Origin of the sequence: Paraburkholderia sp. BL17N1, from assembly GCF_003634175.1 — a bacterium.
In the GTDB taxonomy this organism is placed as follows: domain Bacteria; phylum Pseudomonadota; class Gammaproteobacteria; order Burkholderiales; family Burkholderiaceae; genus Paraburkholderia.
Map to the genome: position 1 here is coordinate 806,565 of NZ_RBIW01000001.1, position 25,412 is coordinate 831,976.

Here is a 25,412-nt window from a genome sequence, read left to right on the forward strand (position 1 = left end):
GCCAACGCGCCTGAGCATTCAGGCGCGCGAGCCTTTCCACTCGCTCATGCCTGAAGTTGCGAGTGGGCAAGTCCCTCGACGCCAGAGCGCTCGCACGCCGGAATCGCCGGGACACCCCGCACGCCGCTCAATCGAATTGCCGGAAGTCCGGCTTGCGCTTCTCGAAGAACGCCTTGAACGCCTCACGCGCTTCGGGCGCGAGCAGCATCTTGCCGAAATGCACGGCTTCTTCGGACATTTGCGTTTGCAGTTCCTGGTGGCTCGCGCGCTTCATCAAGCTCTTCGTCACGCGCAACGACGAAGCCGGCAACGCGGCCAGCTTCGCGGCCTGCGAAGCGGCGAACGCATCGACTTCGGCGGCGGGCAGCACGCGATTCACGAAGCCCATGCGCTGCGCCTCGGCGGCGTCGAACGCTTCGCCGAGCAATAGTTTCTCCGCCGCCGCCTGATAGCCGGCCGCGCGCTGCAACAGCAAGCTCGACGCCGCTTCCGGACACAAACCGAGTTGCGTGAACGGCAGCGAGAAGCTCGCGGTATCGGCTGCGTAGACCAGGTCGCAATGCAGCAGCAGGGTCGTGCCGATGCCGACCGCCGGGCCCGCCACCGACGCCACCACCGGCTTCTCCGCCGAGCTGATCGCGCGCAGGAACTGGAACACCGGCGCGTGTTCGCCCATCGGCGGCGTCTTCATGAAATCGTCGAGATCGTTGCCGGCGCTGAAAATGCCGGCGCTGCCGCGAATCAGGATCGCCCGCACGGCGGCGTCGCCTTGCGCTTCGACCAGCGCGTCGGCCATCGTCTGATACATGGCGGCCGTAATCGCGTTTTTCTTGCCGGGCCGGTTGAAAGCCATCGTCAGCACGCCGTCGGCGCGCTCGGCCAGAATATCCATCGTCATCTCCTCGTACTCCTGCTGAGAATGTAAGAACGGTTCGCAAGCCGGATGGCCTGCGAACCGTTCTGTGGTCCTCAACGCGTACGCGCGAGGACCGAAGCGAACATCGGGGTGAACACGGTCACAGGCGCTCGATGATGCCCGCCGCGCCCATGCCCGTGCCGACGCACATCGTCACCATGCCGTACTTGTAGTTACGGCGGCGCAAGCCATGCACCACGGTCGACGCACGAATCGCGCCCGTCGCACCCAGCGGGTGGCCGAGGGCGATCGCGCCGCCGAGCGGGTTGATCTTCGCCGGATCGAGACCGAGGTCCTGAATCACCGCCAGCGATTGCGCGGCGAATGCTTCGTTCAGCTCGATCCAGTCGAGGTCGTCGATCTTCAGGCCGGCGGCTTTCAGCGCGGCCGGAATCGCTTCCTTCGGACCGATGCCCATGATTTCCGGCGGCACACCGCGCACGGCAAAGCTGACGAAACGCGCGAGCGGCGTGAGGTTGAACTCCTTCAGCATCTTTTCCGACACCACGATCAGCGCGCCCGCACCGTCCGAGGTCTGCGAGCTGTTGCCCGCCGTCACCGAACCCTTGTTGGCGAACACCGCGCGCAGCTTGGCGAGTCCCTCGAGCGACGTTTCCGCGCGCGGACCTTCGTCGAGCGACACTTCGCGGGTCTTCACGCGGACTTCGCCGGTGGCGAGATCGGGGAAGCGCTCGGTGATGGTGTACGCAGCGATTTCGTCGTTGAACTCGCCGGCTTGCTGCGCGGCGATGGCGCGGCGATGCGATTCCACTGAAAACGCGTCTTGCGCTTCGCGGCTGATCTTCCAGCGTTCGGCGACTTTCTCCGCCGTCAGGCCCATACCGTAGGCGATGCCGATGTCTTCATTGCGATCGAAGATATGCGGCGACATGGACGGCTTGTTGCCCATCATCGGCACCATGCTCATGGATTCGCAGCCGCCCGCGATCATTGCGTCCGACTCGCCGACGCGGATGCGGTCGGCGGCCATGGCGAGCGCGGTCAGGCCCGATGCGCAGAAGCGGTTCACCGTCACGCCGCCGACGCTATTCGGCAGGCCGGCAAGCAGCGCGCCCATACGCGCGACGTTCAGACCTTGTTCCGCTTCCGGAATCGCGCAGCCGATGATCGCGTCTTCGATCACTTTCGTATCGAGGCCGGGCACTTGCGCCACGGCCGACTTGAGCGCGTGCACCAGCAGTTCGTCGGGGCGCGTGTTCTTGAACATCCCGCGCGGCGCCTTGCCGATCGGCGTGCGGCTCGCGGCGACGATGTATGCGTCTTGCAATTGCTTTGCCATTTGAATCTCCTTTGTCGACCAGAGTTAGCGCTTCAGCGCTTACTCTGGTCCCATGCAGTCTCATCGCGGTCGACGGCAGTTAGCGCTTTAGCGCTTACTGCTGTCCCATGCAGTCTCATCGCGGTCGACAGCATTTAGCGCTTTAGCGCTTACTGCCGTCCCATGCAGTCTCATCGCGGTCGGCGGCAGTTAGCGCTTCAGCACTTACTCCCGCCCCAAGCACATAGTGCGGGCTCGTCGCTTAGTTGCGCACCGGCTTGCCGGTCTGCAGCATGCCCATGATCCGTTCCTGCGTCTTTTGCGTGCCGAGCAGATCGACGAACGCACGCCGCTCGAGTTGCAGCAGCCATTCTTCATCGACCAGACTGCCCGCTTCGACATCACCGCCGCACACCCCTTCCGCGATACGGCTCGCGATCAGGAAATCGTGCTCGCTGATAAATCGGCCATCGCGCATGTTGACGAGCGACGCCTTGATGGTCGCGATCGCCGAACGCCCGGCCACCGGCACTTGCGTGACGCGCAGCGGCGGACGATAACCCGCCGACGACAACGCGCGCGCTTCCTTCTTCGCCACGTCGAGCAGTTCGAACACGTTGAAGACAATCGTGTCCGACGGCTTCAGATAGCCCATCGCGCGGGCGTCGAGCGCGGAGGCCGAAACCTTCGCCATCGCCGCGTTTTCGAACGACTTCTGCACGAATTTGAGCAGGTCGTTGGTTGCGCCGACTTGCGTCGCCGCTTCCGCCGCGCGCAGCGCCGCTTCCTTCAGGCCGCCGCCAGCCGGCACGAGACCCACACCCACTTCCACCAGACCGAAATAGCTTTCGATGTGCGCGACCCGCTTCGCGCTATGCAGCGCCAGCTCGCAGCCACCGCCGAGCGCGATGCCCGACACGGCCGAGATGACCGGAACGCTCGCGTACTTCACGCGCAGCATGCCTTGCTGGAATTTCTTCACGAACGGCTCGATGCCCTTCGCGCCGCCCATCATGAACGCGGGCATGGCTTCTTCGAGATTGGCGCCGGCGGAGAACGGACCACCCGGCGTGCCGAGTTTCAGCGACGTCGGCTGCCACACCACCAGACCCTTGTAGTCCTTTTCGGCCAGCTCGATCGCCTGCGTCAGGCCGTCGATCACCGACGGTCCTATCGTATTCATCTTGCTCTTGAACGACACGATCAGGACATCGTTCTCGCCCGCGCGGTCGTCGACCCATGCACGCACGGCGTCGGTTTCGAACAGCGTCTTGCCGTAGGTCTTCGGATCAGCCCTGGTTTCGCCGACCAGCGGCGCACGGAACACCTGCTTGTCGTACACCGACAGCGACGAGCGCGGTACGAACGCCTTCGAAGCCGGCGACCACGAACCTTCGTTCGTATGCACGCCGCCCTGCTCGGCGACCGGCCCTTCGAGCACCCACGAAGGCAGCGGCACGTTCGAGAGCGCCTTACCGGCCGCGATATCTTCCTGCACCCATTCGGCGACCTGTTTCCAGCCGGCCGTCTGCCAGCCTTCGAACGGACCTTCGTTCCAGCCGAAGCCCCAACGGATCGCCAGATCGACATCGCGCGCGTTATCGGCGATCGATTCGAGATGCACGCCGATGTAGTGGTACACGTCGCGGAAAATTGCCCACAGGAATTGCGCCTGCGGATGCTGCGATTCGCGCAGCAGCTTCAGACGCTCCGCCGGCGGGCGCTTCAGAATACGGCCGACCAGTTCGTCCGCCTTCGCGCCGCCGTCGACGTACTCGCCCGTCTTCGGGTCGAGCACCTTGATCGCCTTGCCTTCCTTCTTGTAGAAGCCGCCGCCGGTCTTCTGACCCAGCGCGCCCTTCTTCACGAGTTCAGCGAGCACGGCCGGCGTTTCGTAGACCGGGAAGAAGGGATCGTCCTTCAGCGTGTCCTGCATCGTCTTGATGACGTGCGCCATCGTGTCGAGACCAACCACATCGGCGGTACGGAACGTGGCCGACTTTGCACGGCCCAGACGCGCACCGGTCAGGTCGTCCACTTCGTCGAAACGCAGGCCGAATTTCGCGGCTTCGGTCACGACAGCGAGGATCGAGAAAATGCCGACACGGTTAGCGATGAAGTTCGGCGTGTCTTTCGCACGCACGACGCCCTTGCCGACCACGCTGGTCAGGAACGACTCGAGTTGATCGAGGATTTCCGGACGCGTGGTCGCGGTCGGGATCAACTCGACCAGGTGCATGTAGCGCGGCGGATTGAAGAAGTGCACGCCGCAGAAGCGCGCCTTCAGTTCGTCCGAGAAACCCTCCGACAGCGCGGTGATCGACAGACCCGACGTGTTGGTCGCGAAAATCGCGTTCGGCGCGAGATGCGGCGCGACCTTCTTGTACAGGTCGTGCTTCCAGTCCATGCGCTCGGCAATCGCTTCGATCACGAGATCGCATTCGGCGAGCTTTTCGATGTCGTCGTCGTAATTCGCGGGCTGGATGTATTGCGCGTCGTCCTTCACGCCGAACGGCGCCGGCGACAGCTTCTTCAGGTTCTCGATCGCCTTCAGCGCGATCGCGTTCTTCGGGCCTTCCTTGGCGGGCAAGTCGAACAGCAGCACGGGCACCTTGGCGTTGATCAGGTGCGCGGCGATCTGCGCGCCCATCACGCCGGCGCCGAGCACGGCTACCTTGCGAATGATCAGATTGCTCACGTCGTTCCTCCGGGGAGTTATGCGATGTCGCGAAGCTTCATGGACGCTTCGCGATGTGTGGCTGACGGGAAGCGCCGCGGGTTCGACACGCGCGGCGCCTGCCTTGATGTTTGCCTGAAACCGGGGCTTAGAACAGCGCTTCTTCGACGTCCATCAGCGACTTCGAACCCGCGCGCGCCTGACGGATCGTCATTGCCGTTTCCGGCAGCAGCTTGGCGAAGTAGAAGCGAGCCGTGGCGAGCTTGGCCTTGTAGAACGGATCGCCCGACGCTTCCTTGTCCAGCGCGACGCGTGCCATGCGGGCCCAGAAGTACGAGAACACCAGGTGGCCGACGGTGCGCAGATACGGCACGGCCGCGGCGCCGACTTCGTCCGGATTCTGCATGGCCTTCATGCCGATTTCCATGGTCAGCTTCTGCACCTTTTCGCCGATGTCGGCGAGCGGGTTGATGAACTCCTGCATTTCCGGCTTCACGCCTTCGGCTTCGACGAAATCGGACACCAGCTTGCCGAACTTCTTCATCTTCGCGCCCATGTCGCCGAGAATCTTGCGGCCGAGCAGGTCGAGCGCCTGAATCGCGTTGGTGCCTTCGTAGATCATGTTGATGCGCGCGTCGCGCACGTACTGTTCCATGCCCCACTCGGCGATGAAGCCGTGGCCGCCGTAGATCTGCATGGCGTGATTGGTGCTCTCGAACGCGTTGTCTGACAGGAACGCCTTCAGGATCGGCGTGAGCAGCGCGACGAGGTCGGCGGCTTCCTTGCGCACGGATTCGTCAGCGTGCGACAGTTCCTTGTCGATATGCAGCGCGGACCAGTACGAGAACGCGCGCGCGGCTTCGGCGTAGGCCTTCTGCGTGAGCAGCATGCGGCGCACGTCCGGATGCACGATGATCGGGTCGGCCGCCTTTTCGGGCGCCTTCGGGCCGGTCAGCGAACGCATCTGCAGACGCTCTTTCGCGTACGTCAGCGAGTTCTGGTAACCGATTTCGGTCAGGCCCAGGCTCTGCATGCCGACGCCAAGACGCGCGGCGTTCATCATCACGAACATCGCGTTCAAGCCTTTGTTCGGCTCACCGACAAGCCAACCCTTGGCGTTGTCGAGATTGATCACGCAGGTCGCGTTGCCGTGAATGCCCATCTTGTGTTCGATGGAGCCGCACTTCACGCCGTTGCGCTCGCCCGGTTCGCCCGCTTCGTTCGGCACGAACTTCGGCACGATGAACAGCGAAATGCCCTTGGTGCCCTTGGGCGCATCCGGCAGACGCGCGAGCACCAGGTGAACGATGTTCTCCGCGAGATCGTGTTCGCCGCTGGAGATGAAAATCTTCGTGCCGCTGATCGCGTACGAGCCGTCGCTGTTCGGTTCGGCCTTGGTGCGCAGAATGCCGAGGTCGGTGCCGCAATGCGGCTCCGTCAGACACATCGTGCCGGTCCAGACGCCCGCCACCAGCTTCGGCAGATAGCGTTGCTGCAACTCCGGCGTGCCATGTGCATGCAGACATTCGTACGCGCCGTGCGAGAGCCCCGGGTACATGGTCCACGCCTGATTCGCCGAGTTCAGCATTTCATACAGCGCGTTGTTGACGAACGCGGGCAGGCCCTGGCCGCCGTATTCCGGATCGCAGCCCAGCGCGGGCCAACCGGCTTCGACGTATTGCGCGTAGGCTTCCTTGAAACCCTTCGGCGTGGTCACGACGCCGTCGCCGACATACGTGCAGCCTTCCTGATCGCCGCTGTGATTGAGCGGGAACAATACTTCGGAGCAGAACTTGCCGGCCTCTTCCAGCACCGCGTTGATCGTGTCGGTATCGAGATCCGCGTGCTTCGGCATCTGCTTGATTTCGGCTTCGACGTTAAGCAGTTCGTGCAACACGAATTGCATGTCGCGCAGCGGCGCGGCGTACTGTCCCATGACTCTCTCCAAGTTTGACAAGAAGCCAGGCCGTTAGCTGAGTCCGTGGATCGGAACTTTCTGCGCCGCTGAATCCGCCGGATTGGCGGCGACGCTGCTAACGGCTTTCGCTTTGATACGAAACAATCAATTTTTCCAGCGCGGCCCACGTGAGACGCACCGCATCCGGCAAGTGCAGGAAGCGTGCGTCGTGATGCAGACCGAGCGTGAAGCTGTACAGTTCGAACAACATCAGTTGCGGATCGGTGTCGGCACGCAGATGCCCTTCTTCCATTGCCTGCGAAATCGCCCGCGTGAGCGCGGCACGCCAGACCGTCACGCTCGACACCAGTTGCTCACGCACCGGGTTATCCGCGCGATCGTCGTATTCGACGGCGCCGCTGATGTAGATGCAGCCGGTGGTGACTTCCTGAATGCGCTTCTCGATCCAGCGGGAAATCATCGCGCGCAAGCGCGGCAATCCACGCGGCTCGCGCAAACTCGGGAAAAACACCTCGTCTTCGAAACGACGGTGATATTCGCGCACGACTTCGACCTGCAAGTCCTCGCGCGACCCGAAATGCGCGAACACTCCGCTTTTGCTCATCTGCATGCGCTCGGCCAGCAACCCGATGGTCAGACCTTCCAGTCCGTCGCGGCTTGCCAGGTCAAGTGCTGCATCGAGAATTGCGGCTCGCGTCTGTTCGCCTTTTCGCATAGCTTTTTACCGTTCTAATGTGACCGAAAGAAAATCGAACGGCCGTACTATTATTGAGTGCTGCCGTCCGCGAAACAAGGACTTTATTAGAAACCGGTTTCTAACCTGGTTTCAATTCTGCGGCATCCGTCAATCGGAGGAATGAGATTTTTTAGAGGCGTTTGCCTTAAGTTTGCCTTTGAGAGAGTTCGCTCGTCCAAGTACACGCTTTCTCTGATCCACGCAGCCGGGCCGACATGATGCAGCAAGTCGGTGCGAATGCAGAAGCGTTTGGCGTATCGCGGGTATTGGGAGACCGCTCGCGAAGGCGCGCATTGCTCGTCGGAACGTGTGTCGATCGTCCTCGAGATGCAAGCCCGACAGGGCGTTGACGTCATGCGGCGGTCCGCTCGGGCTTGTCCGATCGGAACAGGCAGGAAGAAAGAGGACCGGGTCAGGACGCGTTCTCGTGCACCGGGAAAGTTGGCTCAAACGCCGTGGCAACGCGCGCCGGCACGTCGTTCCAATAGCCATCTGCGGCTGGATGAAAACACGCAATCCGGGATACCACGGGCTGTGGTCCTGACCATACAACCCAGCGCTAACATCCCGCGAAACGGTTGAGCAGTCAGACCGGTTTGCCCATTGCCGCCGCAAGACCCGCAACCGAGGTCGCGACGGAAATCACCAGATCGAGGTTGTCGATCAATGACGCGGTATCCGCGAAGTCAGTAATTTCGTCTGTCCAATCGGTCAATCATCGCACCGGGCGGCGGCGACCAGAGCAAAGCGGCCCAGGCATTGCACCTGGGCCGCTTCGTGCCGCCGCATTGGTCACGAACGCATCGCCGTGAGTCAGTCGTACCCGCCCACCGTCAGCAACTTCATCACGGCCCGATAGGTCGTGTAGGCGAGCCAGTTGAGCGCGCGTTCGCCGGCCGGCCGGGCGTCGTAGCGCGCTTCGTCGATACGGCGCGAGTCTTTGAAGGCGACGAGAATCGCTTCGCGCAGTGCGTCGATCGACGGGTCGTTCACCAGCACCACATTGGCTTCGTTGTTGAGCATCAGGCTCAGCGCGTCGAGATTCGACGAGCCAACCGTTGCCCAGTTCGAATCCACCACCGCGACCTTGCCGTGCAGCAGCGTTTTCTCGTACTCGGCGATCTGCACACCGGCCCTGAGCAGCGCGCGATACAGAAACGGCACGGCGTAATCGAGCGCCTTGAATTCCTTGCGACCGATAATCAGCTTCACCACGACGCCGCGTCGCGCCGCGAACACCAGCGCGCGCCGCAGCTTGCGGCCCGGCATGAAATACGGATTGGCGAGCAGCACTTCGTTGCGCGCCTGGCCAATCGCGACCAGATACGCTTTCTCGATAGCACGCCGGTTGATCAGGTTGTCGCGCGCGACGAACGCCACGCAGGGCTGGCCGCCCGCCCACAATTCCTCGTTACGACGCCGGCGGCGACGGCGCAGACTGCCGAGCGAGGCCGCGGTCTTCGGCCCGAGATCCGGCTCCATCGACTCGATCGGCCGATGCCCGAGCCGAATCCGCCGCCATTGCACCTCGAACGCCTGGCGGATATCGGCGACCACCGGTCCATGCAATTCGACCGCGAAGTCCCAGCGCCGGTACGGCAGCTTCTCGCCATTGTTCTCGTAGTCGTCGACGATATTGATCCCGCCGCAGTACGCGAACTGATCGTCGATCACCGCCAGTTTGCGATGCGTGCGTGAAAAGCCGAAGCGGCCGAACAGATGCGGGTTGTAGATGCGATGCTCGATGCCGGCGACGGACCACTCGTCGAACAGCGGCAGACGCGCGGTGCCGATGCCGTCGGTAATCACGCGCACCCTCACGCCGCGCCCAGCGGCGCGCAACAGCGCCGCGCTCACCGCCTTCCCGGCGTTGTCATGGCAAAAGATATAAGTTTCGAGCACCACGTCGCTTTGCGCGGCATCGACACGCGCGATCAGGGCGCTGAAGTACTCGTCGCCGGAACGCAGCAGCTTGACATCGTTGCCGCTGGTGAAGCGGTAACGCTGCCAATAGCGGCGGCCGAGCAGCGATTGCCGAAGTCGGGCGAAACGGCGCGCGCCGCCGACGCTCACCGGCCACGCTCCGTGGGATGCCCAATGTCGGCACGCCCACTGAGCCGCTTATGCAACCTTGTCGGCAATTGCAGGATCGCATCGGCATTCGACGACGAAAAGCAGCGCGACGCCGCCTCGTCATACGGCAGCCACAGAAACGCGGTGTGCTCGCGCGGCGCGAGCGTGACCTCGAGTTGCTCGGGCACCTGCAAGCTGAACCAATGCTCGGTGTTATGGATCACGCCTTCGGCATAGCGATGGCGGAACTCCGGGTAGATCTCGTATTCGATCGAATATTGCCAGTCGAACAATGCGTTGTGCGGCACTTGCGCACCGCCCACCACAATGCCGGTCTCTTCGGCGACTTCGCGCGCCGCCGTCTCGGCGAGCGGCTCATCGAGCCGGTCTTTCGAGCCCGTGACCGACTGCCAGAACCCGGCGTGATCGGCACGCTCGATCAGCAGCACGTCGAGCGCGGGCGTATGGATGATGACGAGTACGGATTGCGGAATCTTCGGCGGTTTCGGCATGGCGTGAAAACTGGGCGCAATGCTTGCGCGGTACATGTCGGAGATCGGACCAGGAAGCGGTCGAACGCAGTTGCATCGACTGTAACGCAAAAAACGAAAAAGGCGCATCACACATGGTGATCACGCCTTTTCCGGTTGCGCCTGCTGTCGTTTTTCAGACAGCACTGCCTGCACTCAAGCCATTACACCTTCGGTTCCGGCTGACGCAGACGGATGTGCAGTTCGCGCAACTGGCGCTCGTCCACTTCGCTCGGCGCCTGCGTGAGCAGACACTGCGCGCGCTGCGTCTTCGGGAACGCGATCACGTCGCGGATCGAGTCGGCGCCGGCCATCATCGTAACGATGCGGTCCAGACCGAATGCGATACCACCGTGCGGCGGCGCGCCGTATTGCAGCGCGTCGAGCAGGAAGCCGAACTTGGCTTGCGCTTCTTCCGCGTTGATCTTCAGCGCGCGGAACACCTTGCTCTGCACTTCTTCACGGTGGATACGCACCGAACCGCCGCCGATTTCCCAGCCGTTTAGCACCATGTCGTAGGCCTTCGCAAGGCAGCGCGCCGGATCCGTTTCCAGATACTCGAGGTGCTCGTCTTTCGGGCTCGTGAACGGGTGATGCGCGGCGACGTAGCGGTTGTCTTCCTCGTCGTATTCGAACATCGGGAAGTCGACCACCCACAACGGCTTCCAACCGCTTTCGACGAGACCATTGGCCTTGCCGAATTCCGAATGGCCGATCTTCAGACGCAGTGCGCCGAGGCTGTCGTTCACCACCTTCGCGCGATCCGCCGCGAAGAAAATGATGTCGCCGTCTTGCGCGCCGGTGCGCTCGATGATCGCCTTGACCGCTTCGTCGTGCAGGTTCTTGACGATCGGGCTTTGCAGGCCGTCACGGCCCTTCGCGACTTCGTTGACCTTGATCCACGCGAGGCCCTTCGCGCCATAGATGCGCACGAATTCCGTGTAGCTGTCGATGTCGCCACGCGAAAGCTCGCCGCCCTTCGGCACGCGAATCGCCGCGACACGGCCGTCTTTCGTGTTGGCCGGCGTGCTGAACACCTTGAAGTCGACGTCGCGGACCGCATCGGTCAGGTCGGTGAATTCCAGCTTCACGCGCAGGTCCGGCTTGTCCGAACCGAAGCGGCGCATGGCTTCCGAATACAGCATGACCGGGAATTTCGCGTCGAGCGTGACGCCGATCGTTTCCTTGAACACATGACGGATCATGTCTTCGAACAGATCGCGAATTTCCTGTTCCGACAGGAACGAGGTTTCGCAGTCGATCTGCGTGAATTCCGGCTGACGGTCGGCGCGCAGGTCTTCGTCGCGGAAGCACTTGACGATCTGGTAGTAGCGATCGAAGTTCGCCACCATCAGGAGCTGCTTGAACAGTTGCGGCGATTGCGGCAGCGCGAAGAACTGGCCCGGGTTCGTGCGCGACGGCACGAGGTAGTCGCGCGCGCCTTCCGGCGTGCTCTTGGTCAGCATCGGCGTTTCGATGTCGATAAAGCCGAGCGAGTCGAGGTACTTGCGCGCCTCGATCGCGACGCGGTAGCGCAGACGCAGGTTGTGCTGCATCTGCGGACGGCGCAGGTCCAGCACGCGATGCGTGAGACGCGTGGTTTCCGAGAGGTTGTCGTCGTCGAGCTGGAACGGCGGCGTGATCGACGGGTTCAGCACGATCAGCTCGTGGCACAGCACTTCGATCTTGCCGCTCTTGAGCGCAGCATTCGTGGTGCCTTCCGGACGGCCGCGAACCACGCCCTTGATCTGCAGGCAGAACTCGTTGCGCACGCCTTCGGCCGCCTTGAACATCTCCGCGCGGTCCGGGTCGCAGACGACCTGGACGAGGCCTTCGCGATCGCGCAGGTCGATGAAGATGACGCCGCCATGGTCGCGGCGGCGACTCACCCAGCCGCACAGCGAGACGGATTGGCCCAGCAGTTCTTCGGTCACCAGACCGCAGTATTGAGATCTCATCGACATGATGTTTGTCTTTCGTTTTGCATTGGTTGAACGGCGCGTGGCATGGAAACGCTACGCGCCGCGTTACAGCGGAGGCTCGACTGTCGTGCGGCGCACCGGCGCCGGGGGCGCGGACGGCGCCACGACGCCCATCGAGACGATGTACTTGAGCGCAGCGTCGACCGTCATGTCGAGCTCGATCACTTCGCTCTTGGGCACCATCAGGAAGAAGCCGGAGGTTGGATTCGGCGTAGTCGGCACATACACGCTGACGTGATCTTCTTTCAGGTGGTTGATGACGTCGCCGCCCGGAATGCCGGTCAGAAACGCAATCGTATAGGAGCCGCGGCGCGGGTACTCGATCAGGAGCGCCTTGCGAAACGCATTGCCGCTGCTCGACAGCAGGGTATCGGACACCTGCTTGACGCTGGTGTAGATCGGGCCGACCACCGGAATGTGAGCGACCACGACTTCCCACCACTTCACGAGCTTCTGCCCAATGAAGTTTTGCGTCAACAGTCCAACGACAAAGATGAAGGCGAGCGTGAGCACTGCACCGAGGCCGGGCAGGCGAAAGCCGAACAGGCGCTCCGGCTGCCACGCGCGCGGCAGCAGAAGCAGCGTCTGGTCCATCGTGCCGATGATCAGACCGAGCACCCACAGTGTGATGGCCAGAGGCACCAGCACCAGCAGGCCAGTCGCGAACACCGATTTGAGTGTCGTTTTTTTCGTCGTCATGTGTACCGCCAGAAAGCCGCGCGGGCCGAAGCCCAAGGCGCGGCGTGTGCGCCGCCCCGGAGGGCGGCAGTGCGACTAGGTGCTGCCGGAACCGCTCGAACTCGCCGAAGCGGCCGGTGCGGCAGCAGGCGCAGAGGGCGTCGCAGCCGTGTTGCTGGCCGGCGCCGCGTCGGTTTGCGTCGCGCCGTTACTGGCGCTCGCGTTCTCGCCGGAGGCGCCATTCGAGGCGCCGTTGGCGTCGGGCTTGGCCGGCGCGCTCGCGCCGCCATTGCCGCCGCGAAAATCGGTCACATACCAGCCGGAGCCCTTCAACTGGAATCCGGCAGCGGTGACCTGCTTGCGAAATGTGTCTTTCCCGCACTCGGGACACTGCGTCAACTGCGGGTCGCTGATCTTCTGAAGCACGTCCTTCCCGAAGCCGCATGACTCGCAACGATAAGCGTAGATCGGCATGATCTTTTTCCCTACTGAAATCTGGTAAACGCTTGCAAAGCCTTGAATTATAGCCGCAAACGATATCTTCCCCCCGGATTTTGGGGACCAGCGCCCGACACAGGCGCCGTTGCGTTAAATGGGGGCGGCGGTAGTCGAATCAAGTGCGGCGGGCGCCGCCGCCAGCCGCCACAGCCGCGCGGTCAAACGCGGCGACGCCAGGTTAGCCAGCGCTCACGTCCGGCGAAGACGGCAATCGAGTCGTGTACAGCTTCGTCTTCGATCAGCTCGAAGTGCGGCGTGAGCAGAGCATCGAGTTCCGCGCGCTCGATCCCGAACGGCGGCCCTTTCGGCGTCGCGCCGATAAAAAAGAACCCCGCGAGCAACCCGCCAGCGGGTAACAGCTCAGCCATTCTTCGTGCGTAGTCGATGCGGCGCGCGAGCGGCAGCGCGCAGAGAAACGCGCGCTCGTAAATCCAGGCGGGCGTAAAAGGCGGCTCATACGCAAAGAAGTCCGCCTGCTCCACCAGATGCGCATGCTGTACGCCCAGTTGCTCATGCGCCGCCGCAACCGCAGCCGGTGAAAAGTCGATCGCCCGGACCGGGTAGCCGTGCCCGGCCAGCCAGACCGCTTCGTACGCGCTGCCGCAACCTGGAATCAGCACAGCGGCGCCGGGATGGCGCGCGGCGAATGACTCAAACGCGGACGGCACGCCCGCCTGATCCCACGGCATGAAACCGCGCTCGAAACGCTCGTCCCAGAACTCGGGCGAGTTGGGATCGCGGCTCTCGAATTCAGGCGCGGAAGGTTGGGTCGGGTCGCTCATCAATTACCTCGCAGGGGATCGCAATCAACCGCCGTAAGCAAGCACCAGAAACACCCGCGTCAGCACCGCACCGACGCCGACCGCCACACCGAACAGCAGCAAGCCTTGCAACAGCCGGTTGGTGCGCTTCTGCTCGAGCAGAATCTGGCGAATCATGTCGTCGTTCGCGCCGCGCTTGTTGTCGTGGCGCTCGGCCAGCACGTGATGAATCAGGCGCGGCAACTGTGGCAGCGTCTTGCTCCACTGCGGCGCCTCGATCTTCAGACGCTCGTACCAGCCGCGCAGGCCGATCTGTTCGTTCATCCAGCGTTCGAGGTAAGGTTTGGCCGTCTTCCACAGATCCAGTTCGGGATCGAGCGAGCGACCGAGCCCTTCCACGTTCAGCATGGTCTTTTGCAGCAGCACCAGCTGCGGCTGGATTTCGACATTGAAGCGGCGCGAGGTCGAGAACAGGCGCATCAGCACCTGACCGAGCGAAATATCCTTCAGCGCGCGATCGAAGTACGGCTCGCAGACCGCGCGGATCGCACTCTCGAGTTCTTCGACGCGGGTAGTCGGCGGCACCCAGCCCGACTCCAGATGCAGCGTGGCGACGCGATGATAATCGCGCTTGAAGAATGCGAGGAAGTTCTGCGCGAGGTAGTTCTTATCGAAGTCCGACAGCGCGCCGATGATGCCGAAGTCGAGCGCGATATAGCGGCCGAAGTGCTTCGGATCAAGACTCACCTGAATGTTGCCTGGGTGCATGTCGGCGTGGAAAAAGCCGTCGCGGAACACCTGGGTGAAGAAGATTTCGACGCCTTCGCGCGCCAGCTTGGGAATGTCCACGCCGGCCGCGCGCAGCGTCTCCACCTGGCTGATCGGCACGCCGACCATGCGCTCCATGACCAGCACCGTGGGCGTGCAGAACTCCCAGTACATTTCCGGTACCAACAGCAGATCGAGCCCGGCAAAGTTGCGCCGCAACTGGCTGCCGTTGGCCGCCTCGCGCATCAGGTCGAGTTCGTCGTGCAGATATTTGTCGAATTCGGCGACCACCTCCCGCGGCTTCAGACGCTTGCCGTCGGCCCACAACCGCTCGGCCCACACGGCGATGTCGCGCAGCAGGGCGAGATCGGAATCGATCACGGGCAGCATGTTCGGGCGCAGTACCTTCACGGCCACCGCCTTGCCGGCGTGCTGCCCCGCCTTCACCGTGGCGAAGTGCACCTGCGCGATCGAGGCGCTCGCCACCGGCACTCGCTCGAAGTCGTCGAATAGCACGTCGACCGGCGCGCCGAGCGCATTTTCCACCAGCCGGATCGCCACTGCGGATTCAAACGGCGGCACCTGATCCTGGAGCTTGGCGAGTTCGTCGGCGATATCGACCGGCAGCAGATCGCGCCGCGTCGACAACACTTGCCCGAACTTCACGAAGATCGGCCCGAGGCTTTCCAGCGCGAGCCGCAGACGCACGCCCGGCGGCGCGTCGAACTTGCGGCCGATCGTGGTGATACGCAGCAGCAGACGCACGCGCCGGTCGTTGACGCGGCTGAGCATCATCTCATCGAGACCGAAGCGGATGACCGTAAAGAAAATCTTGAGGAAACGCAGAAAACGCATAGTTGTGCCCGGTGACTAGCGCGTGCCGCGCGACGTGGCGGCGCCGCCCGGCGCATGAGCACCGCGGGCTTCGACCTTCTGTTCAAGACGCTCGAGGCGTTTTTCCACACGGGCGAGTGCGTCGCGCGCGCGGGCCAGTTCGACGTTGAAGTCTTCCAGCGCGGCGCGGCGCACCAGTTGCGGATTCTCGTCGAGCAGATATTCGGCGGCGGTGTCGAGCAGGTTGCGCCCGGTGCGCTGCACGTGTTCGCCGACCGTGCGCACCACCGACGCCACGCGCCACGCCGGACCGTCGCCGATGAACCTGGCCAGATCTTCTTCCGGCTCCCAGCGCAGATGTTCGGCGAGCTTGGCGATCACGGTGGCGAATTCGGCGTCGCCTTCGATCTTGACATGCTTCATTACCGCCGCCTGGCCGCCTCGTACGAAGGCGGGCAGCGCGTCGGACGACACCGAAATGGTCACGTCGAACTGCTGCGCCTCCGTGGCCGCGACCGCGCTCAGATAGCCGTCCGGTTGCACCAGCAGCATCAGCACGACCGGCGGACAGGACAGTCTCGCGGTCTTGCCCGCGTAGGGGGCGAGGCGCTCACGAGCCCACGATTCGCGGGCGAGCAGATGATTGACAGCAGCAGCGAAGGGCTTGGCGGCGAAGGTCATTGAAAGTGGCAAGAAAAAACCCGCGCGAGCGAGGTGCCCGCGCGGGTTCCTATTGTAACGTCCGTTCGCTTCGCGGCCTGCTATGCCGAACGGCCAACGTACGGTGCGAATCCAGAAGGCGCTGCTGCGTCACGCGGCCCCTGTCGCACCGCCGCTTCAGTGCTGCGCGACCTGCTGGATGCCGGCCAGCAGCCAGCCTTCGCCGGGGCGATTCGCCTTCGACAGGTTCCAGACTTCGACGAACGGCTCCGCCGCCGCGCCCGGTGCCTCGCGAATCAGGCCCGAGAAGCGCACGCTGGCGAAGTATTCGTTCGCGCGCTCTTCCACACCCAGCAGTTCGGCATTCAGTTGAACGACGTCAGTCTGATTCCTCTCGGCGCCACGCGAAGACAGATCGACCTTCACCTCGGCGAACATTTCCGGCGTGGTGAATTCGCGGATGTCGTCCATGTTGCCGGCGTCCCATGCGGCTTGCAGGCGCACGAAGTAGACCTTGGCGTTGCGCAGGAAGGCTTCCGAGTCGAAGCCGGCCGGCACCACAGGCGCGGCGTTGATGGTCGGCGTGGTGAGCGGATTGCCTTGCGGTTCGAGGTACGAGCCGGACGGCGGCGCGCTATAACGCGGTTCCTGCGAATAGCCCGTGCCGCCCGAATTCAGCGACGGCGAATTGCCCGCGTAAGCCGGTTGCGCGGAGTCACGCTTGCGGCCCATGAAGCGGCGGATCAGCCAGATGCCGATCATGGCGATGACCGCAATCACGATGATATTGGCCATGGCGCCGGCGAACGCGCCGCCCAGGCCGAAGTGCGACAGCAACGCGGCGATGCCGAGACCGGCCGCCAGACCGGCGATCGGCCCGAGCCAGCGCGACCGGTTAGGCTGCGCGGCCGGAGTTGGCGCGGGCGCCGGAGCGGGCTGCGCACGCTGCTGCATGGCCTGATTGCTTTGGGAAGGTTGCGACGGCGCGGACTGTTGCGTCACGCTATTCGACTGACGGCCGATGCTGCGGCCACCGCCCATGCGGCGAGCTTCCGCATCGAGCGAAGCGAGGGAGCCGGCCATGATCAGACCGACCATCGCGATCAGTCCGATTCTTCTCACCAGCGACCGCTTAACCTTACGGGGAGATAACACACCTGAATCGGACATTTTGGCACTTTCCTTTAAAAATCGATGGGTTAGGAACCCTAGTATTTGGTCCCCACATGTAAAGCTACCACGCCAGCTGACAAATTGTAATATTTGACGCCGTCGAGACCCGCTTGTTCCATCATTGTTTTCAAAGTTTCCTGGTCCGGATGCATCCGGATCGATTCGGCGAGGTATTGATAGCTCTCGGCATCTTTCGCAAAGCGTTCGCCCAACCACGGCAACACCTTAAAAGAATAGACGTCGTAGACCTTCTTGAGCGGATCCCACACCTTCGAAAATTCCAGCACCAGCAGACGCCCCGCCGGTTTCAGCACGCGCCGCATTTCCGCCAGCGCCACGTCCTTGTGAGTCATGTTGCGCAAGCCGAATGCCACCGTCACTACGTCGAAGTAGTTGTCCGGAAAGGGGATTTTCTCAGCATCGCAAAGCAGCGCCGGCGTGATCACGCCCTTATCCAGCAGACGGTCGCGGCCCACGCGCAGCATCGACTCATTGATGTCGGTGTGCCAGACTTCACCGGTGTCGCCCGCCTGCTTCGCGAACGCCTTCGACAGATCGCCGGTGCCGCCCGCAATGTCGAGCACCTTGTAGCCCGGCCGCACGTTGGCCTGGGCGATCGTGAACATCTTCCACGCGCGGTGCAACCCGCCCGACATCAGGTCGTTCATCAGGTCGTAGTTGGCGGCAACCGAGTGGAACACGCCCGCCACCTTCTGCGCCTTGTCCTGTTCGTCGACCGATTGAAAGCCGAAGTGGGTTTTGCTCATCGCGCTCGTCCTTTCGCGTATTCTGAAATGTTGCGCCGCATCAGTGCGGCGTTCGGGGCGAATCGTATCAGTGACAGTGGCCGTGCGCAGCGCCGGCCTGAACCATCGGCGTATCGCGGTCGACGCCGGCCGCCTGAAGTTTGGCGAGATAGTCGCGCCAGAGTTCATCCTGGCGCACGGCCATGTCGTATAGCAGGTCCCACGAATAGATGCCGGTGGCGTGTCCATCCGAGAAAGTCGGCTGCAGCGCGTAGTTGCCGACGCCTTCGATCATGGTGATCGTCACTTCGCGCTTGCCGGTCTGCAACGTTTCCTGGCCGGGCCCATGGCCCATCACTTCCGCCGATGGCGAATACACGCGCAGCAGCTCGAACGGCAAGCGATAAGATTCGCCGTTTGCGTACTGCAATTCGAGCACACGCGATTTGGAATGCACGACCACGCCGGTCGGCACTGGCGTATCGGGAGTTAGTCCACTCATGTTGACCTCATAGAGAACGGCGCCTCAATGCCTCTTGCCCTTCGCGGGCCCGGCGCGAACGCGACAGGTTCGGGAGCGCTCGAACTCAAGCCAGCGCCTGTTCGATTTCCTGCCGCACCGCTTCGCGCAGCAAGGTGGCTTGCGCGCGGCGCGACGACAGCATGGCTTCGGACACCGTGCGCTGGCGCGGCGCCCAGATGGGCAGCGGAAAATGAGCGTCGTTCGAAAAACGCGGAATCACATGCCAGTGCACGTGCGGCACCTGGTTGCCAAGGCTCGCCAGGTTTACCTTGACCGGCTGCAGGATGCGCCGGATCGCGCGCTCGACCGCGTACACGGCCTTCATCACGCGATCGCGGTCGTCTCCGTCGAGGTCGGAAAACTCGGCCACATGCCCGTTCCAGATGACCCGGCAAAAGCCCGGGTAATCGTGTTCATCGGCGAGAACGACACGCAAGGTGTCGTCGTGCCACAGCACATCGCCGCCATCTTCACGGCAAAAAACGCATTCCATCGTCGGCCTCAGGCAAAAATCGTCAGTCGTGCCATTAAACCAGCACGCGCTCGATTCCGCCATTGTTCGCACGCTGCACGTAGTCGACCATCCAGTCTTCACCGAGCACGTGACGTGCCATCTCGACGACGATATAGTCCGCCTCGATGCCCGCGTCTTCGTTGTAGCGCGACAGACCTTGCAGGCAGGACGGGCAGCTCGTGAGAATCTTCACGTCGGTGGCGCCCTTCGGCTGCGGGCCGTCGCCGGCCTTGAGCACGGAGCCGTCCGGCGCGCCCGCCGAGCCAGCCGAGGCATTGGCCGGGTTGATCCCGTTCGAGCCGGCTTCGGCCACCAAAGGAATGCCGCGCAGCTTCGCCGCACCCTTGCGGATCTCCTCTTCCTTGCGGAAGCGGACCTGTGTCGAAATGTCAGGACGCGTGACCGCGAGCGTGCCGGATTCACCACAGCAGCGGTCGTTCTTCTCGATCTTGTAGCCGTCCTTCTCCGAGCCCATCAACTGATTGACGAGCTTGACGGGGTCCATCGTCTTGATTGGCGTGTGGCACGGGTCGTGGTACATGTAGCGCACGCCGTTCACGCCGTCGAGCTTCATGCCTTTCTCCAGCAGAAACTCGTGGATGTCGATGATCCGGCAGCCCGGGAAGATCTTCTCGAATTCGTAGCCGGCAAGCTGGTCGTAGCATGTGCCGCACGACACCACCACGGTCTTGATATCGAGGTAGTTGAGCGTGTTGGCGACGCGGTGGAACAGCACGCGGTTGTCCGTGACGATCTGCTCGGCCTTGTCGTACTGGCCCGAACCGCGTTGCGGATAGCCGCAGCACAGGTAGCCTGGTGGCAGCACGGTTTGCACGCCCGCTTCCCACAGCATGGCCTGGGTGGCGAGACCGACCTGCGAGAACAGCCGCTCGGAACCGCAGCCCGGGAAGTAGAACACCGCTTCCGTGTCGGCGGTGGTCGTCTTCGGATTGCGGATGATCGGGACGATCTTGTTGTCCTCGATATCGAGCAACGCGCGCGCGGTCTTCTTCGGCAGATTGCCAGGCATCTTCTTGTTCATGAAGTGGATCACCTGCTGCGTGACCGGCGGCTTGCCGACGGTTGCCGGCGGGTGCGCCGTCTGCTTCTTCGCGAACTTCTTCAGCACGTCGTTGCCGAGGCGCTGCGCCTTGTAGCCGATGCCCATCATCGCGGTGCGCGCGAGATTGATGGTCTGCGGATTGGTCGCGTTGAGGAAGAACATGCCGGCCGCGTTGCCCGGATTGAACTTCTTCTTGCCCATCTTGCGCAGCAGGTTGCGCATGTTCATGGTCACGTCGCCGAAGTCGATCTTGACCGGGCACGGCGTCACGCATTTGTGACAGACGGTGCAGTGATCCGCGACGTCGTTGAACTCGTCCCAGTGCTTGATCGACACGCCGCGGCGCGTCTGTTCCTCGTACAGGAACGCCTCGACCAGCAGCGAGGTGGCGAGAATCTTGTTGCGCGGGCTGTACAACAGGTTCGCGCGCGGCACGTGGGTCGCGCACACCGGCTTGCACTTGCCGCAGCGCAAGCAGTCCTTGATCGACTCGGAAATCGCGCCGATGTCGGACTGCTGCATGATCAGCGATTCATAACCCATCAGGCCGAAGCTCGGCGTGTAGGCATTGCGCAGGTCGGCGCCTTCGAGCAGCTTGCCCGCGTTGAAGCGGCCATGCGGATCGACGCGCTGCTTGTACTGGCGGAATTCGCTGATCTCGTCTTCCGTCAGGAATTCGAGCTTGGTGATGCCGATGCCGTGCTCGCCGGAAATCACGCCGTCGAGCGAACGCGCGAGCTTCATGATGCGCGCGACCGCCGTGTGGGCGTCCTGCAGCATCTCGTAGTTGTCGGAGTTGACCGGCAGGTTCGTGTGCACGTTGCCGTCGCCCGCGTGCATGTGCAGCGCGACGAACACGCGTCCGCGCAGCACCTGCTTGTGGATCGTCTGGGCTTCGTCGAGGATCGGCTTGAACTCGCCGCCGTTGAAAATCTGCCGCAGTTCGGCGCGGATTTCCTGCTTCCACGACACGCGGATCGTGCGGTCCTGCGTGACGTGAAATACGTTGGCGTCGGGCTGTGCGTCGACGCGGTCGGCGAATTTTTCCGCCATCGCTTCGTAGCCGAGACCGACCAGATAGTGCTGCGCCTCGCGCAAGGACAGATCGAGCTTGTCGCGCAGGAATTCCCAGCGCGTGCGCACACGCTTGAGCAGATCGAGTGCCTGCTGCACGCGGTCTTCGAGCAGTTCAGCGCTCGGAATCTCGTTGGCGTCGTCGCTCTTGCCGAGCGGCAGCTTGCCGGCCTTGAAGAACGTTTCGAGCGCGTCGACCAACTGCAGCTTGTTCTTGATCGACAGCTCGATGTTGATGCGCTCGATGCCGTCCGTGTACTCGCCCATGCGGTCGAGCGGAATCACCACGTCTTCGTTGATCTTGAAGGCGTTGGTGTGCTTCGCGATCGCCGCCGTGCGGCTGCGGTCGAGCCAGAAACGCTTGCGCGCCTCCGCATTGACCGCGACGAAGCCTTCGCCGCTCTTGCCGTTGGCCATGCGCACCACTTCCGACGTGGCCTGCGCGACCGCGTCCGCGTCGTCGCCGACGATGTCGCCGATCAGCACCATCTTCGGAAACGCGTTGCGCTTGCTCTTGGTCGCGTAGCCGACCGCGCGCAGATAGCGCTCGTCCAGATGCTCGAGGCCGGCGAGAATCGCGCCGCCCTGCTTCGAGGTCTCGAACAGGTAATCCTTGATTTCGACGATGCTCGGAATCGCGTCGCGCGCCTGGCCGAAGAATTCGAGGCAGACGGTGCGCGTGTGCGCCGGCATCTTGTGCAGCACCCAGCGCGCGGACGTGATCAGCCCGTCGCAGCCTTCTTTCTGCACGCCCGGCAGACCGGCAAGGAATTTGTCCGTGACGTCCTTGCCGAGACCTTCCTTGCGGAACACGCGACCCTTGATGTCGAGCGCTTCCGTGCGCAGCAGCTTTTCGCCCGGCGCGTAGTTGCCGTCGAACCATTTGAGCTCGAAACGCGCGACTTCGATGTCGTGAATCTTGCCCATGTTGTGGTCGAGGCGCGTGACTTCGAGCCAGTTTCCTTCCGGGTCGACCATGCGCCACCAGGCGAGGTTGTCGAGCGCCGTGCCCCACAGCACCGCTTTCTTGCCGCCCGCGTTCATCGCGACGTTGCCGCCCACGCAGGACGCATCCAGCGAGGTCGGATCGACGGCGAACACGAAACCGGCCTGCTCGGCCGCTTCGGTCACGCGGCGCGTGACCACGCCCGCGCCGGAGAAAATCGTCGCGACTTTACGGTCGACGCCCGGCAGTTCGGTCATTTCCACCGCGCCGAGCTGTTCGAGCTTTTCAGTGTTGATGACGGCCGAGAACGGCGTGAGCGGCACCGCGCCGCCGGTGTAGCCCGTGCCGCCTCCGCGCGGAATCACGGTCAGCCCGAGCTCGAAACACGCCTTGATCATGCCGGCGATTTCGGCTTCAGTATCCGGCGTCAGCACGACGAACGGGTATTCCACACGCCAGTCGGTCGCGTCGGTCACGTGCGAGACGCGCGACAGGCCGTCGAACTTGATGTTGTCCTTTTCCGTGACCTTGCCCAGCACCTTGGTCGCGCGCTTGCGCAGATCGTAGGTCTTCTGGAATTCGCTGGCGAATTCGTCGACGGCGCGGCGCGCGGCCTGGACCAGCGTTTCCACGCGAGCAGCGCGGTCCACGCCCGCTTCGTCGCCGTGCTCGGTCAGATCGGCGCGACGGCGCTTCTCGATCTCGCTCAAACGGTGGTGCAAGGCCTCGATCAGCATCGCCCGGCGCTTTGGATTGTCGAGCAGGTCGTCTTGCAGGTAAGGATTGCGGCGCACCACCCAGATGTCGCCCAGCACTTCGTACAGCATCCGTGCCGAGCGGCCGGTGCGGCGTTCCGCGCGCAATTCAGCCAGCACGGCCCAAGCTTCGTCGCCGAGCAGGCGGATGACAATTTCGCGATCGGAAAACGACGTGTAGTTGTAGGGAATTTCGCGCAAACGCGCTTCTGGATCGGCAGCCACCGTAGCGGCGGCTCCGTGCGGATCGAAAACTTGAGGTGCGTTCATGTTTGGACGACTCGGTAGGTCAACCGGGCGCGCTCGTCGATGAGGCGTCGGCTGACGGCGCGCGTGGCGCGCAATGCTGGAAATCTTCTAGGGGAGCGAAGCTCGACCGACGGCCAAACCCACACCGGTCGCTTCGCGGCGCTCAGATATAGCTACACGATCGTGCGTGGCGGACGTGACGCTCTGCCGCGGGACAACACGCACGCGGGGCGGGCATCAAGTGGGCGATCCGAGGCTGCCAGTGCATCTTCCGATCCTTATTCCAAAATGGAATTCTACCGCATGATTCCGCCACGCGTTGACGGCCGAAGTCGGAGCAGCGGCGGGGATTTGGGCACTTTCGTGGCGAATCGTAAGGAGGCGCCTGTATGCCGGAATGACCAACCGAACGGTCGGGCGGCGCTGTGCGACCCTGCTTCAGTGCACATGCCGAGAGCCTGAGCCTACACCGTTGGCGCTATCATTGACCCTTTCCCGTCTCACCAAGCGCTCCGCGCCACCCGCATGGCTTCCCACGACTACCTGAAAAAAACCCTGACCGCGCGCGTCTACGACGTGGCCCGCGAGACCGAACTCGAACGCGCGCCGAATCTATCGGCACGTCTGCGCAATCCGGTCTATCTGAAGCGCGAGGACAACCAGCCGGTGTTCTCGTTCAAGGTGCGCGGCGCGTACAACAAGATGGCGCATATTCCCGCTGAAGCGTTGGAACGTGGCGTGATTACGGCGTCGGCGGGCAATCATGCGCAGGGCGTAGCGTTGTCGGCGGCGCGCATGGGCGTGAAGGCGATCATCGTGGTGCCGGTCACCACGCCGCAAGTGAAGGTGGACGCGGTGCGCGCGCACGGCGGACCGACCGTCGAAGTGGTGCAGTTCGGCGAGTCGTATAGCGACGCGTATGAGCACGCAGTCGAGTTGCAGGAAGAACGCGGCCTGACCTTCGTGCATCCGTTCGACGATCCGTATGTGATCGCCGGACAGGGCACCGTCGCAATGGAGATTCTCAGCCAGCACCAGGGGCCGATTCACGCGATCTTCGTGCCGATCGGCGGCGGTGGACTGGCGGCGGGCGTGGCCGCGTACGTCAAATCGGTGCGCCCGGAGATCAAGGTGATCGGTGTGCAGACCGATGATTCGTGCGCGATGGCCGCGTCTCTGAAGGCCGGTGAGCGTGTCACCCTGAACGAAGTCGGTCTGTTCTCGGACGGCACGGCTGTGAAGCTGGTCGGTGAAGAAACCTTCCGCCTGTGCAGCGAATATCTTGACGACGTGCTGCTCGTGAATACCGACGCGCTATGCGCCGCGATCAAGGACGTCTTCCAGGATACCCGCAGCGTGCTCGAACCCGCTGGCTCGCTGGCCGTGGCCGGCGCGAAGCAGTATGCGGAGCGCGAAGGCATCGAGAACCAGACGCTGATCGCAATCACGTCGGGGGCGAACATGAACTTCGACCGCATGCGCTTCGTGGCCGAACGCGCCGAAGTCGGCGAAGCGCGCGAAGCAGTGTTCGCCGTGACAATCCCCGAAGAGCGCGGCAGTTTCCGCCGCTTCTGCGAACTGGTCGGCACGCGCAGCGTCACCGAATTCAATTACCGGATTGCGGATGCGAACTCCGCCCATATCTTCGTGGGCGTGCAGATCAGGAATCGCAGCGAGTCGGCGCAGATCGCGGGCGCGTTTGAGGCGCACGGCTTCGCCACCGTCGATCTGACGTTCGATGAACTCTCCAAGCAGCACATCCGCTACATGGTCGGCGGCCGATCGCCTCTGGCACATGACGAACGTCTGTTCCGTTTCGAGTTTCCCGAGCGGCCGGGCGCGCTGATGAAATTCCTTTCGTCGATGGCGCCGAACTGGAATATCAGCCTGTTCCACTACCGCAACCAGGGCGCGGACTACAGCTCGATTCTGGTCGGCATTCAGGTGCCCGAGAGCGAGAACGCGGTGTTCAACCAGTTCCTCGCCACGCTCGGTTATCCGAACTGGGAAGAGACACAGAACCCGGTATATCGCTTATTCCTCGCTTGATTACTCAGGA

19 protein-coding genes and 1 pseudogene are annotated in these 25,412 nt (G+C 63.0%); 1 reads left to right on the forward strand and 19 read right to left on the reverse strand.

From position 1 onward, the window contains the following. Window positions 1-127: 127 nt before the first annotated feature. The 19 genes and pseudogenes from B0G82_RS03480 to B0G82_RS03570 form a co-directional block, all read right to left on the reverse strand. Window positions 128-898 carry an enoyl-CoA hydratase gene (locus tag B0G82_RS03480; RefSeq protein WP_121306658.1) on the reverse strand — a complete coding sequence of 257 codons (771 nt, stop codon included), beginning with the start codon at window positions 896-898 and terminating at the stop codon, window positions 128-130. Between the two features lie 118 nt (window positions 899-1,016). Continuing rightward, complete coding sequence (locus B0G82_RS03485) at window positions 1,017-2,216, reverse strand: acetyl-CoA C-acyltransferase (protein ID WP_106281998.1); 1,200 nt, start codon at window positions 2,214-2,216, stop codon at window positions 1,017-1,019. Between the two features lie 241 nt (window positions 2,217-2,457). Then, entirely contained in the window at window positions 2,458-4,893 is a 2,436-nt protein-coding gene (locus B0G82_RS03490) for a 3-hydroxyacyl-CoA dehydrogenase/enoyl-CoA hydratase family protein (protein ID WP_121306659.1), read from the reverse strand. 127 nt (window positions 4,894-5,020) lie between these two features. After that, a complete protein-coding gene (locus B0G82_RS03495; protein ID WP_106282002.1) occupies window positions 5,021-6,808 on the reverse strand; it encodes an acyl-CoA dehydrogenase C-terminal domain-containing protein in 1,788 nt (595 codons plus the stop codon). Window positions 6,809-6,905: 97 nt separating this feature from the next. Then, on the reverse strand, window positions 6,906-7,505 hold the full coding sequence (locus B0G82_RS03500; RefSeq protein ID WP_106282004.1) for a TetR/AcrR family transcriptional regulator: 600 nt from the start codon (window positions 7,503-7,505) through the stop codon (window positions 6,906-6,908). A 433-nt stretch (window positions 7,506-7,938) separates the two neighbouring features. After that, window positions 7,939-8,241, reverse strand: a pseudogene (locus B0G82_RS03505) (hypothetical protein); the annotation flags it as partial. A 98-nt stretch (window positions 8,242-8,339) separates the two neighbouring features. Continuing rightward, window positions 8,340-9,599, reverse strand: coding sequence for a cardiolipin synthase ClsB (gene clsB, locus B0G82_RS03510; protein ID WP_121306660.1), 1,260 nt, complete (start codon window positions 9,597-9,599; stop codon window positions 8,340-8,342). Continuing rightward, a complete protein-coding gene (gene nudB, locus B0G82_RS03515) occupies window positions 9,596-10,111 on the reverse strand; it encodes a dihydroneopterin triphosphate diphosphatase (protein ID WP_121308600.1) in 516 nt (171 codons plus the stop codon). The genes clsB and nudB overlap by 4 nt, the downstream gene beginning before the upstream one ends. 182 nt (window positions 10,112-10,293) lie before the next feature. Further along, on the reverse strand, window positions 10,294-12,093 hold the full coding sequence (aspS, locus tag B0G82_RS03520) for an aspartate--tRNA ligase (protein ID WP_116142941.1): 1,800 nt from the start codon (window positions 12,091-12,093) through the stop codon (window positions 10,294-10,296). A 63-nt stretch (window positions 12,094-12,156) separates the two neighbouring features. Then, the gene (locus B0G82_RS03525; RefSeq protein ID WP_116148682.1) at window positions 12,157-12,810 is read right to left on the reverse strand and encodes a DUF502 domain-containing protein; all 654 of its coding nucleotides are present in this window, start codon (window positions 12,808-12,810) and stop codon (window positions 12,157-12,159) included. A gap of 75 nt (window positions 12,811-12,885) precedes the next feature. Beyond that, window positions 12,886-13,263 (reverse strand): zinc ribbon domain-containing protein, encoded by a 378-nt coding sequence (locus B0G82_RS03530; RefSeq protein ID WP_121306661.1) that lies wholly within the window; start codon window positions 13,261-13,263, stop codon window positions 12,886-12,888. 182 nt (window positions 13,264-13,445) lie between these two features. Then, window positions 13,446-14,069 (reverse strand): thiopurine S-methyltransferase, encoded by a 624-nt coding sequence (locus tag B0G82_RS03535; RefSeq protein WP_121306662.1) that lies wholly within the window; start codon window positions 14,067-14,069, stop codon window positions 13,446-13,448. A gap of 24 nt (window positions 14,070-14,093) precedes the next feature. Beyond that, a complete protein-coding gene (gene ubiB / locus B0G82_RS03540) occupies window positions 14,094-15,671 on the reverse strand; it encodes a ubiquinone biosynthesis regulatory protein kinase UbiB (protein WP_116118960.1) in 1,578 nt (525 codons plus the stop codon). A 15-nt stretch (window positions 15,672-15,686) separates the two neighbouring features. Next, a complete protein-coding gene (locus B0G82_RS03545) occupies window positions 15,687-16,331 on the reverse strand; it encodes an SCP2 sterol-binding domain-containing protein (protein WP_121306663.1) in 645 nt (214 codons plus the stop codon). Window positions 16,332-16,487: 156 nt separating this feature from the next. Further along, window positions 16,488-17,480: a TIM44-like domain-containing protein gene (locus tag B0G82_RS03550; RefSeq protein ID WP_121306664.1), complete on the reverse strand. Its 993-nt coding sequence runs from the start codon at window positions 17,478-17,480 to the stop codon at window positions 16,488-16,490. A gap of 38 nt (window positions 17,481-17,518) precedes the next feature. Further along, entirely contained in the window at window positions 17,519-18,250 is a 732-nt protein-coding gene (ubiE, locus tag B0G82_RS03555; protein ID WP_012431711.1) for a bifunctional demethylmenaquinone methyltransferase/2-methoxy-6-polyprenyl-1,4-benzoquinol methylase UbiE, read from the reverse strand. A gap of 67 nt (window positions 18,251-18,317) precedes the next feature. Next, window positions 18,318-18,731, reverse strand: coding sequence for a DUF971 domain-containing protein (locus B0G82_RS03560; protein WP_106282019.1), 414 nt, complete (start codon window positions 18,729-18,731; stop codon window positions 18,318-18,320). 85 nt (window positions 18,732-18,816) lie between these two features. Then, a complete protein-coding gene (locus B0G82_RS03565; protein ID WP_116142953.1) occupies window positions 18,817-19,245 on the reverse strand; it encodes an HIT family protein in 429 nt (142 codons plus the stop codon). Window positions 19,246-19,279: 34 nt separating this feature from the next. After that, window positions 19,280-23,374 carry an FAD/FMN-binding oxidoreductase gene (locus B0G82_RS03570; RefSeq protein ID WP_121306665.1) on the reverse strand — a complete coding sequence of 1,365 codons (4,095 nt, stop codon included), beginning with the start codon at window positions 23,372-23,374 and terminating at the stop codon, window positions 19,280-19,282. Between the two features lie 462 nt (window positions 23,375-23,836). Between B0G82_RS03570 and ilvA the strand changes: the two genes are divergently transcribed. Next, a complete protein-coding gene (gene ilvA, locus B0G82_RS03580) occupies window positions 23,837-25,402 on the forward strand; it encodes a threonine ammonia-lyase, biosynthetic (RefSeq protein ID WP_277872789.1) in 1,566 nt (521 codons plus the stop codon). Window positions 25,403-25,412: the final 10 nt, after the last annotated feature.

Bases quoted from the DNA above. Each gene is read 5' to 3' on its own strand.
- nudB (WP_121308600.1), bottom strand. From the start codon at position 10,111: ATGCCGAAACCGCCGAAGATTCCGCAATCCGTACTCGTCATCATCCAT.
- B0G82_RS03500 (WP_106282004.1), bottom strand. From the start codon at position 7,505: ATGCGAAAAGGCGAACAGACGCGAGCCGCAATTCTCGATGCAGCACTT.
- B0G82_RS03565 (WP_116142953.1), bottom strand. From the start codon at position 19,245: ATGGAATGCGTTTTTTGCCGTGAAGATGGCGGCGATGTGCTGTGGCAC.
- ubiE (WP_012431711.1), bottom strand. From the start codon at position 18,250: ATGAGCAAAACCCACTTCGGCTTTCAATCGGTCGACGAACAGGACAAG.
- B0G82_RS03535 (WP_121306662.1), bottom strand. From the start codon at position 14,069: ATGAGCGACCCGACCCAACCTTCCGCGCCTGAATTCGAGAGCCGCGAT.
- aspS (WP_116142941.1), bottom strand. From the start codon at position 12,093: ATGTCGATGAGATCTCAATACTGCGGTCTGGTGACCGAAGAACTGCTG.
- B0G82_RS03485 (WP_106281998.1), bottom strand. From the start codon at position 2,216: ATGGCAAAGCAATTGCAAGACGCATACATCGTCGCCGCGAGCCGCACG.
- B0G82_RS03560 (WP_106282019.1), bottom strand. From the start codon at position 18,731: ATGAGTGGACTAACTCCCGATACGCCAGTGCCGACCGGCGTGGTCGTG.
- B0G82_RS03545 (WP_121306663.1), bottom strand. From the start codon at position 16,331: ATGACCTTCGCCGCCAAGCCCTTCGCTGCTGCTGTCAATCATCTGCTC.
- B0G82_RS03495 (WP_106282002.1), bottom strand. From the start codon at position 6,808: ATGGGACAGTACGCCGCGCCGCTGCGCGACATGCAATTCGTGTTGCAC.
- ubiB (WP_116118960.1), bottom strand. From the start codon at position 15,671: ATGCGTTTTCTGCGTTTCCTCAAGATTTTCTTTACGGTCATCCGCTTC.
- B0G82_RS03525 (WP_116148682.1), bottom strand. From the start codon at position 12,810: ATGACGACGAAAAAAACGACACTCAAATCGGTGTTCGCGACTGGCCTG.
- B0G82_RS03570 (WP_121306665.1), bottom strand. From the start codon at position 23,374: ATGAACGCACCTCAAGTTTTCGATCCGCACGGAGCCGCCGCTACGGTG.
- B0G82_RS03480 (WP_121306658.1), bottom strand. From the start codon at position 898: ATGACGATGGATATTCTGGCCGAGCGCGCCGACGGCGTGCTGACGATG.
- B0G82_RS03530 (WP_121306661.1), bottom strand. From the start codon at position 13,263: ATGCCGATCTACGCTTATCGTTGCGAGTCATGCGGCTTCGGGAAGGAC.
- B0G82_RS03550 (WP_121306664.1), bottom strand. From the start codon at position 17,480: ATGTCCGATTCAGGTGTGTTATCTCCCCGTAAGGTTAAGCGGTCGCTG.